This is a genomic window from Paenactinomyces guangxiensis, assembly GCF_016055185.1.
Lineage (GTDB): Bacteria > Bacillota > Bacilli > Thermoactinomycetales > Thermoactinomycetaceae > Paenactinomyces > Paenactinomyces guangxiensis.
The window spans coordinates 55373-64475 of record NZ_JAECVR010000021.1 but is presented as its reverse complement, the minus strand read 5'-3'; the positions used below and the strand labels follow the sequence as shown (position 1 = coordinate 64475).

The window sequence follows — 9103 nt, the reverse complement described above, 5'->3', positions numbered from 1 at the left end:
GGGATTTTATTCGCATTAGCAGTCATTGATCCACTTCCGGGTGATGAAGCACTTGTTGCCGGGGCATTAGGATATGCTGGATTCCGAATGAAAAGTATCCTGTCAGAGTATCGGGTGCCTGTTTCTTCGGGGTTAGGAACTCCACGTAGAGTGACTAAAGCTATTCATTTACCATCGTGGAAAAAAGTAGAGATAGATATGGATCATATACTTTCTGGACATATCGCAAAGGGATCAAGGGCAAAGCAAAGCGGTAAAAAAACTGTATTTCCTGAGTACATGACTGCTAAACAAATAGAAAGAGAAATTAGGCAGGCATATAGGTTTTCTAAAAAAATTGAAACTCAAGGCGATAGGGTTAAAGTTGTAGGAACAGGTGACCATTTAAAATTGGAAATGTGGGTAAATAAAACTAATAGAAAGATTGAAACAGCTTACCCAATATGGAAGTGATATTATGATTAAAATAATTAATGTAATAATTAATGAAGATAGTTTAAAAATGACTAGTCTGGAGTCAATCACTGGTGACATTTATTTTGCAGTTGGAGATGAATATTTTCCAGAGCCGGACTGGCTTGATTTCCCAGTTGTGATATTAACCTGGTGGTGCCAAGAGATATTGGCATTGACTACTTATAGTGAAAAATGTAAATTCCTCTTTATGGATGGTCCTCTATTGGCGAGAGGGACCAAAAAAGGAAATGACATAATTGAATTGGAATTTGTTCAAGAGAGGCTTAATGGTGATGAAAAATTATTTACGGCTACTTGCAGTATTAAACAATTTAAAAAGTCACTATTAAGAGCTTCTAAGAAACTTTTAAGAGCAATTGAAGAAAAGAAATGGGATACCCCTGATGTTCAGGAATTAAAAAGGGTCACAAGTTTGATGAGTTAAACACATGATGCTTCAAAGCCTTTAAAAACTTAAAAATAACACTTGAGAGATGAGGTTACTCTCAAGTGTTATTTTATGGTCGAATCAATAGCAACCAATAATGGAGATCCTGCATTCCTTTTACCAGTGGACGGATTACCTGTATACGCCATCCGGGTTAACCAAAAAGGAAACCCAGCCCAATGGAAACGTCACAACCTATGAATAGAAAAAAACTCTGAGACCGCTCCGTTCATTTCACCTCAGGCTTTTGAAAGAATGAATATAGAAAGAAGTTAATGGAATATTGTTTCCGTGGCCCGTTCCTCCTTATTTTGTGCTACAATGTCACTCGTCGGTTACAGAGAGCGTGATCATTGGGAGGATAAAGGATGAAATATCATGATTCTGTTTTCGTCCATCGTGGAGGATGGATTGAAGTGATTTGCGGGGGAATGTTTTCGGGGAAAAGTGAAGAGTTGATCCGGCGGATTCGGCGTGCGCAAATCGCCAGAATGCAAGTAAAAGCATTTAAACCGGCCATTGACGACCGTTACCATGCGACGGGAATTGCTTCCCACAACGGGTTGGTGGCGGACGCGCAGCCTGTACATAGCGCACCGGAAATTTTGGCATCTGTGACGCCGGATATCAATGTAGTTGCCATTGATGAAGTGCAATTTTTTGACGAACAGGTGGTGGAGGTTTGCCAGCAGTTGGCGGATCAGGGCAAACGGGTCATCTGTGCGGGTCTGGACCAGGATTTCCGCGGACAAGCCTTTGGGCCGACTCCGCTGCTCCTGGCGGTTGCCGAGTATATCACCAAATTGCAGGCGATCTGTGTGCAGTGCGGGGGACCGGCCAGCCGCACACAACGGTTGATTAACGGTCTTCCCGCTGCTGTGGATGATCCGGTCATCCAGGTGGGAGCTTCTGAACAATATGAGGCTCGCTGCCGCCACTGCCACGAGTTGCTGACAAAAGCGGATGGACTGACTGCCCAGGATTAGATTGAATCGCCAACACATAGGGGATCGGAGAATAACTGCTTAAACAAACAAAATCTCAACCGGGATCTTTGCCGGTTGAGATTTTTATATCTTTGCGAGCATTCAGCTGTGGGGATGAGAGCGAGCGTCAGACGAGGGAGGGGTGGTTGCAGTACCCTTTTTGCTTGAATTTCGCCTCTGGTTTACCCCGTTTGATGTTGGAACAAGTCTAAACCCATTTTGAGGAAAATACTGGGTGATAATCGGTTTTTATGATACAATAATCTCACTTGCATTGAACGGGAGAGGATCAAGTGAACCTGGAAAAAATGTTAAAACAAATCCTCGATGGCCAACAGGAAATCAAGGAAAGACTTGACAAAGTCGAAACCAGATTGGGTGAAGTTGATACGAGACTTGTCAAAGTTGAAACAAGATTGGGCGAAATTGATACGAGACTTGTCAAAGTTGAAACAAGATTGGGCGAAATTGATACGAGACTTGTCAAAATTGAATCGAGACTGGACCGCATCGAGACACATCAAAATGATGAAGTCAAAGTCTTATATACAGAGGTTCGGAAGGTCAAACAAATCTTCAATCCAAAGGTACTTGAAAGTGTGAATGAATAGTACATCCCCCTGCCTGGCGGCTAAAGGAGGATTTTTATTTCAACCCGGAAAATACGCTTTAATTGGTAATTGTTTGCAGTCAGGCTTTCAACATAGCCTCTATCTTTTTCAGAAATTGCTCTCCTTTTCTGGAAATAGTTGTTCCGGAACGTCCCTGCCGGACATTGAGCAAACCCAGTTCGTGCAGCACTTCCAGCCGCAAGCGCAACTGTTGTTCCGATAGTTTAAACCCTCTTTCATTCAGTATTTTTTTCACTGCCAACCGGCCAAAAGAGGTGTGCACTCTTTTCCCTCTTTCAAAGATCCGAAGAATCTCCAGGCTCTCCTCCAAAAAACCGTGTTCCTCAATTTTTTGGATGATCTGTTTTTCGTCAATTTGCTGGGCAAAGTGATGATGAAACCGCTTTTCCTGCTCCTCTTTCTTGACATTGAGGGGTAAAGCGCTTGAGTCGACTGTCTTTTCATCCAAGCAGGCCAGATGGGAAACCACGTTATACAATTCTCTGACGTTTCCCGGCCAGGAATAATGGATCAGGGTTTGCATCGCGTCATGGGTGATGGTCAAATCGGTTTTACCGAGGTGTTGTTTCAGGTAATGATCGATCAGGAAAGGGATGTCTTCAGTCCGCTCGCACAAAGAGGGAATGTTGATCGCAAGTGCGGACAAATGATAATACAAGTCTCTGCGAAAGGTTCCTTTTTTGGCCAGTGCTGATAAATCGGTACTGGATGTTGTAATCACCCTTATATTTACCGGAGTTGACAGGCTCCCTCCGATTCGCGTCACCCGTTTTTCTTCAAAAATCTGGAGAAGCCGTGACTGCCCCGACGCGGATAGTTCATTTACTTCTTCAATACAGAGGGTTCCGCCGTTGGCATATTCAAACAGCCCCGGTGATACACCTTGATCGTTTTCCGTTCCGAACAATTCCTTTTCCAGCGTATCTCCGGATCTTGCCGCACAGTTCACGGACAGGTACGGACCGCCCCGAACATGGCTGCCGTTGTGGATCGCTTGTGCCAGCATACTTTTTCCGGTTCCGGTATCGCCATAAAGATGTACGGGGGAGTCCGTTTTCGCCAATTTTTGGGCCATATTCAGAACGCTCACCATTGACGGGCTTTTTGCCACTACATCTGCAAAAAAGTAATTTGCTTTCTTTTCCATCGTATTTTCCGCATGGACATGGGCGGGCGAATAGGTCTGTTTTTCTTGTGACAAAGAGACAAGCGATTTCATGTACCGTTTTACCAGTAAAGATGAATGGCCGGTAAGTCCGAAATGCTTAGACACTTCAAGCAGTGTGTCCAGGTCGAGGACACGCGGCCCTATATCGATCACTTTTGGTGAACCGCCGGGGATTAATTGTTCTTCTCCCGGTGTTACAACATAATCGATATTGTCGGGCAGAGGCTGATCAGGTTCATAGGGATAAAACTGATGTTCAAACACAATTTCCTTTAAAGCCTCCACTGTCTCATGTGTGTTACGCCGGGTGTCGTTCACAACCAGACACTTCCTGCCTTTCGGTAACGACAGCAACTCTTTCAAATTTACAAAATTAAGCCCTCGTTTGGCTATGATACAGGTAACACCGTCAGGTAAAAAAGGTTTAACAAGTTGTACGATAAAATCACCGGATAACAGCAGTGTCTCACCGGGATGAACTAGCTCTCGGGTTAACTTTTTGACTGTTGTTTCCCTTATTTCAATCAGATCTCCGACAATTTCTCTGACTTGTTTGGAAATCGTGGACAGATATTCTTCTTGTATCGCAACAAGGGTGAGCTGGTGTTTCTTCACCTTTTTCCCTCCCGGATTCTCTCATCTATGTATGGCGGCCGCCACAACCCCTGTCTATTTTGCCAGTTCATAAATCGCCTGCGCGTAGATGCTCATGGCCAGCATTAAATGCTCCAGTTCCGCGTACTCGTTACACTGGTGTGCGGTCATCTCATTACCGGGAAAAACCGGGCCAAATGCCACCCCATATTTTAATGTTCTCGCATAAGTGGCGCCTCCGGAAGAGATCAGCCCGGCTCTCATACCTGTTTGGGCTTCGTAGACGCGCTGCAGGGTGCGGATAGAGGGGTGATCCTTCGGCACATAGTGCGCATTGGATGTTCTTACGTTCTGTACCTTCCATCCAAGGCTTTTGCTTTTCTGTTGAAACCGTTCGACCAGGCTGTCCGCTTTGATGCTTGCGGGGTAACGAATGTTTAGTTTAACGACCGCGCCCCCGTCCGGATGATATTGCAGAACCCCCGGATTTACTGTGAGTTTTCCGCTTACATCGTCTTCACATGCCAGACCGAGATTGTCACCGTAGTGGTCTTCATATAAAACAGCGGACAAAAATTGCAAAAAATGATGATCCTGTCCCTCAAACGGGTAACGGTGCAAAAAAGAGGCCAACATCAATCCGGCGTTTTTGCCGGCATAAGGCTCCATCCCGTGTGCCGATTTCCCTTCCAAAGAAAATACCCATTCTTCACCCCGCTGCTCAAGGGACCCTTTCGCTTTTTTCGCATGAAGAAAGTGGGAGAAGTCCGCTTTCAGTGTTTCCAGGGGGTGTTCGCTGCTTTGCAGGCCGCTGATCTTCACTGAGGCAGAGGCCTGATCCGGGACCATATTCACGCGTTCACCGGAATGGAACGATTGCAAAACCCATCGGGACCGGCCTTTGGATTGGGAAGGGCCCTCATTGCCGTCGCCGGCCAGGGTCAAAACCGGATTGATCTGCCCTTTTTCCGCGTGGACGATCGGGAAATCGGCATCAGGCGAAAACCCGATTTCGGGCAATTTCTCCAACTCCCTGTAGCGCTTCATGCACAGCCAGCCGCTCTCCTCGTCTGTCCCTAAAATAAGGCGGATGCGTTTGGATACCGGCAATCCTGAATCCTTTACAATTTTCAGCGCAAAATAGGCAGCCAAAGCAGGTCCTTTATCATCAATGGCTCCGCGTGCATAGATACGTCCGTCACGTACGCTCGGGGAAAATGGCGGTGTGGTCCATCCGTCTCCTGCCGGCACAACATCGACGTGAGCGAGCACCCCGATCTGCTCCGCCCCTTTTCCATATTCGACATATCCGGCATATCCCTCCAAATTTTTTGTCGTAAACCCGTCAGCAGCCGCCCGATCCAGCATAAATTCCAGGGCTTCGGCCACACCTTTGCCAAACGGCCGCCCAGGGGAGGCTGTTGCCATATCTTCCACACTGTTGATAGACAGAAAGGCTTTTAATGTATCCATAAATTCGTCACGATACGATTGTGCTGCTTTTTTCCAATCCATAGTAAAAACCTCACTCACTATTGTTTTGTCATGAAACAATGAAGGGAGAGAACCTTCATGACTTGGCGACACAATCCTGGCATGAAATGTTAAATTATAATTGGGAAGAGAAAATCTGGGGAACGATTTTTGGCGACCGACCGAGCGGAAAAAACGGAACAAAGGAAAAAGCGAGGCAATTCTTCATTGAATTCGCTTCCCTGCCTAATGCCTGCGCTTCTTGTGTAGTTTTTTGGAGCGGACTTTTCTACTTCCTCACAGGGCGCCAATCTGAGCGAGACAGAAATCCTGCTCTCCCCCTGTGACATACAGCACTATCACAGAAAAAGGGGCTGTACCAGCACCCTTTTTCTTTCATTTCTATTTTTTCGTGATTTGTGCCCATTTTAACTCCCGATTGCCTACCGGATGGCGCACGATTCCGGTCACGTGCGGTTTTTCCATGAAAGTCTTTTTGCCAAAGTAGATCGGTACGAGAGGCATATCCTCCATAAAGATTTCTTCAGCCTTGTGCATGAGTTGGAAACGTTCTTTCTCATCGGCTGTCTGGGTAATCTTTTTGACCAGGGCATCGTATTCTTTGTTGCTGTAATTCACACGGTTCCCCGGATGATCAGTTTGGTAAAGTTCCAGATAATTGAGCGGGTCTGCGTAATCGGCCGGGATGGTGGAGCGGGAAAATTGTAACTTGCGGGCCCGCTGTTCGGCCAGGAACACTTTCCATTCCTTGTTTTCAAGTTTCACATCGACACCGAGATTTTTCTTATACATTTGTTGCAGCGCCTCGGCAATCACCTTATGCGCTTCACTGGTGTTGTAGGTCATGGTAACAGGAGGGAGCGTGGTATACCCTTCTTCTTTCATCCCTTTTTCCAGCAGCTCTTTGGCTTTTGCTACATTGTTGTCTTCAATGTAATTGCCGCCGGTTTCGCGGAAATCTTTGCCGTCCGGCTCCTTAAAACCGGGTGGAACGTGTGCCAGGGCCGGCGTTTGTCCGCCCTGTACAACCTGCTCAACCAACAGCTTGCGGTCAATCGCCAGAGCAAATGCTTTGCGGATATTTTTGTTTTGGAACGGTTCCATTTTGGTATTCATGCGATAGTAATAGATTGAAGCCTCGGGAATTGATTTTGCTTCACCGGAGTCCAGCAGCCGTTTTTTCAAGTCGGGCGGAACTTGCTCAATCGCATCAAGCTGATTGGTTTGATACATCTGGTAGGCCGTATTGATCTCGGCAACGATGGACCAGTTCACTTCATCAATTTTAACGGCATCTTTGTCCCAGTAGTTCTCATTTTTGACTGCCTTTAATGATTGATCGTGTTTCCATTCCTTCAGTACAAACGGCCCGTTTGAAAGAATGGTGGGCGCATCCGCGGACCAGTTTTTATTCTTTTCCACAGTAGCCTTATGAACCGGGAAGAACGAAGGAGTTGAAACGAGGTCCAGGAAAAATCCGGTGGGCGCACGCAGCGTCACTTGTAATGTTTTATCGTCCAGAGCTTTTACTTTTACATCATCAACTGAGCCTTTGCCTGAGTTGTACGCTTCCGCCCCTTCAATGTAGTGGCCGAGAAATGCGGAAGGAAAGGCGTTATTCGGATCAAGCATCCGCTTCCAGGCAAATTCAAAATCATGGGCGGTGACCGGGTCTCCGTTAGACCATTTGCTGTCCCGCAACGTGAAAGTATAAGTTTTTTTGTCGGGGCTTATTTCCCATTTTTCTGCCATCGCCGGTTGTGGTTCGTGGTTTTTATCCAGACGGGTAAGACCTTCCATCACGTTATTTAAAATGTCGAACGAAACGCTGTCAAAACCTTTCGGCGGATCAAGGGACGGCGGCTCAGATCCCACTTCAAGATTCAAAACCGCATTCTGGGCAGTCCCGGAGCTGCTGTTCCCGCTGCAGCCGGCCAGAATACTGAATGCCATCAACACGCTTACAACCGCTAGTATGAGAAGCTTTCTCTTTTTCAAGGTGACTCCTCCTTATAATATGATCGTAAAATGCCAATTCAGACTCTTTCACTTCGTTTCAGCTGTCACGCGATCCGGCGGAAAAGGTTTCACCTCCTTCCATGACATACATCTGTGTGCGGTTACAGGGCGGCTTTCCTCTCACGGCGGAGGGTGAACTCGGTACGGATCGATCCGACTGATTTTCCGTTCATATTTTTAACATCCGGATTTGTATACGCATGCAAAGCTTCAAGTTCTCCGTCCGTACCGATTCCCAACTGGTACAGCACTTCATTCATAACGGCGTATGTTGCCCGTGCTCCGCCATCTTCGATTTTTACAGCGATACCAATTCCGCTCTGGCGGTCCCCGATACAGTAGACCGCTTCCGCACCCGCCTTGCCGATGATTTGCCCTTTAAACGCCTGCATCAAATCGGTGCAATACCGGTTGTGCCCCCCGACCATTTCCGGTGCCGCAACCATCGCATCCGTCACTCTCTGAACAGCTTCCCGGCGAACGGGGTTATCAAATACACTGGGGGTTGCCAGCCGGGCAAATGCCCACGCCAGGTTTACAAGCGGCAGCCGATGGGCCGGTACCCCGCACCCGTCAATCCCTATATGTATTTTATCTTTGGGATATCCTGTTACGTCGGCAACCGCTTCCAGAATGCGAATCTGTACCGGGTGATCCTGTTCATGATAAGTGTGCGGGTCCTCCCCCATATGTACAGCCGTCGCCACCATACCGGCATGCTTCCCTGAACAATTGCTGTAAACAGGTGTCAGTTCGCGTGATTCCTTTATTAACTGCCGGTAACTTGCTTCATCGCGGGGGACATGGGTTCCGCACTGCAAAACCGTTTCGCTTTGCCCGATTCGTGAAAGCATGGCTAAAACACGGGACCGATGGCGCTCTTCTCCGCTGTGAGAAGCACAACAAAGAGCCAGATCAGCTTCACTAAACGCAAACCGGTCGGCAGCCCCTGTCTCAACAACGGGAATCGTCTGAATCGGCTTCATGGATGATCGTGCATATGTCAGGCGATTGGGGTCTCCGTAGGAATATAATAAGGAGCCATTTTTATCCACAACGGCAACATGTCCAAGATGGGAGCTCTCAATGACGCCCCCGCGATAGACATTGGCAACAACATTTGACATTGAAACACCTCTTCCGCCAAATATTCATAAGCGGCTATGTGACATAAATCCTAACGCAAGAGAATATATACGCTCTTTCCCTAATTAGAAACATGTAAAATTTTTAGTTAATTGGGATATATCATACACCATATTTCAACCTATTTCAACCTATTATTTTTGTGGATAAACAGGATTTT

8 protein-coding genes are annotated in these 9103 nt (G+C 46.9%); 4 read left to right on the top strand and 4 right to left on the bottom strand.

Annotated features, from left to right (window positions below; translation table 11 throughout):
- From I8U27_RS16855 to I8U27_RS16840, 4 genes are all read left to right on the top strand, one after another.
- Positions 1-453: EndoU domain-containing protein (locus tag I8U27_RS16855; protein WP_181753896.1), on the top strand; the 453-nt coding region annotated here is incomplete at its 5' end.
- Positions 454-457: 4 nt separating this feature from the next.
- Positions 458-901 carry a hypothetical protein gene (locus I8U27_RS16850; protein ID WP_181753898.1) on the top strand — a complete coding sequence of 148 codons (444 nt, stop codon included), beginning with the start codon at positions 458-460 and terminating at the stop codon, positions 899-901.
- A gap of 371 nt (positions 902-1272) precedes the next feature.
- The gene (locus I8U27_RS16845) at positions 1273-1890 is read left to right on the top strand and encodes a thymidine kinase (protein WP_181753900.1); all 618 of its coding nucleotides are present in this window, start codon (positions 1273-1275) and stop codon (positions 1888-1890) included.
- A 293-nt stretch (positions 1891-2183) separates the two neighbouring features.
- On the top strand, positions 2184-2501 hold the full coding sequence (locus I8U27_RS16840; protein WP_181753902.1) for a hypothetical protein: 318 nt from the start codon (positions 2184-2186) through the stop codon (positions 2499-2501).
- A gap of 79 nt (positions 2502-2580) precedes the next feature.
- Here I8U27_RS16840 and I8U27_RS21190 read toward each other — a convergent pair whose 3' ends face one another.
- The 4 genes from I8U27_RS21190 to I8U27_RS16820 all read right to left on the bottom strand — a co-directional run bounded on the left by I8U27_RS21190 (position 2581) and on the right by I8U27_RS16820 (position 8924).
- Complete coding sequence (locus tag I8U27_RS21190; protein WP_181753904.1) at positions 2581-4305, bottom strand: sigma 54-interacting transcriptional regulator; 1725 nt, start codon at positions 4303-4305, stop codon at positions 2581-2583.
- 54 nt (positions 4306-4359) lie between these two features.
- Entirely contained in the window at positions 4360-5799 is a 1440-nt protein-coding gene (gene pepV, locus I8U27_RS16830) for a dipeptidase PepV (RefSeq protein WP_181753906.1), read from the bottom strand.
- A gap of 360 nt (positions 5800-6159) precedes the next feature.
- Entirely contained in the window at positions 6160-7731 is a 1572-nt protein-coding gene (locus I8U27_RS16825; protein WP_181754005.1) for a peptide ABC transporter substrate-binding protein, read from the bottom strand.
- Between the two features lie 167 nt (positions 7732-7898).
- Positions 7899-8924 carry an asparaginase gene (locus I8U27_RS16820; protein ID WP_181753909.1) on the bottom strand — a complete coding sequence of 342 codons (1026 nt, stop codon included), beginning with the start codon at positions 8922-8924 and terminating at the stop codon, positions 7899-7901.
- Positions 8925-9103 lie beyond the last annotated feature (179 nt).

Bases quoted from the DNA above. Each gene is read 5' to 3' on its own strand.
- I8U27_RS16820 (WP_181753909.1), bottom strand. From the start codon at position 8,924: ATGTCAAATGTTGTTGCCAATGTCTATCGCGGGGGCGTCATTGAGAGC.
- I8U27_RS16850 (WP_181753898.1), top strand. From the start codon at position 458: ATGATTAAAATAATTAATGTAATAATTAATGAAGATAGTTTAAAAATG.
- pepV (WP_181753906.1), bottom strand. From the start codon at position 5,799: ATGGATTGGAAAAAAGCAGCACAATCGTATCGTGACGAATTTATGGAT.
- I8U27_RS16825 (WP_181754005.1), bottom strand. From the start codon at position 7,731: ATGGCATTCAGTATTCTGGCCGGCTGCAGCGGGAACAGCAGCTCCGGG.
- I8U27_RS16845 (WP_181753900.1), top strand. From the start codon at position 1,273: ATGAAATATCATGATTCTGTTTTCGTCCATCGTGGAGGATGGATTGAA.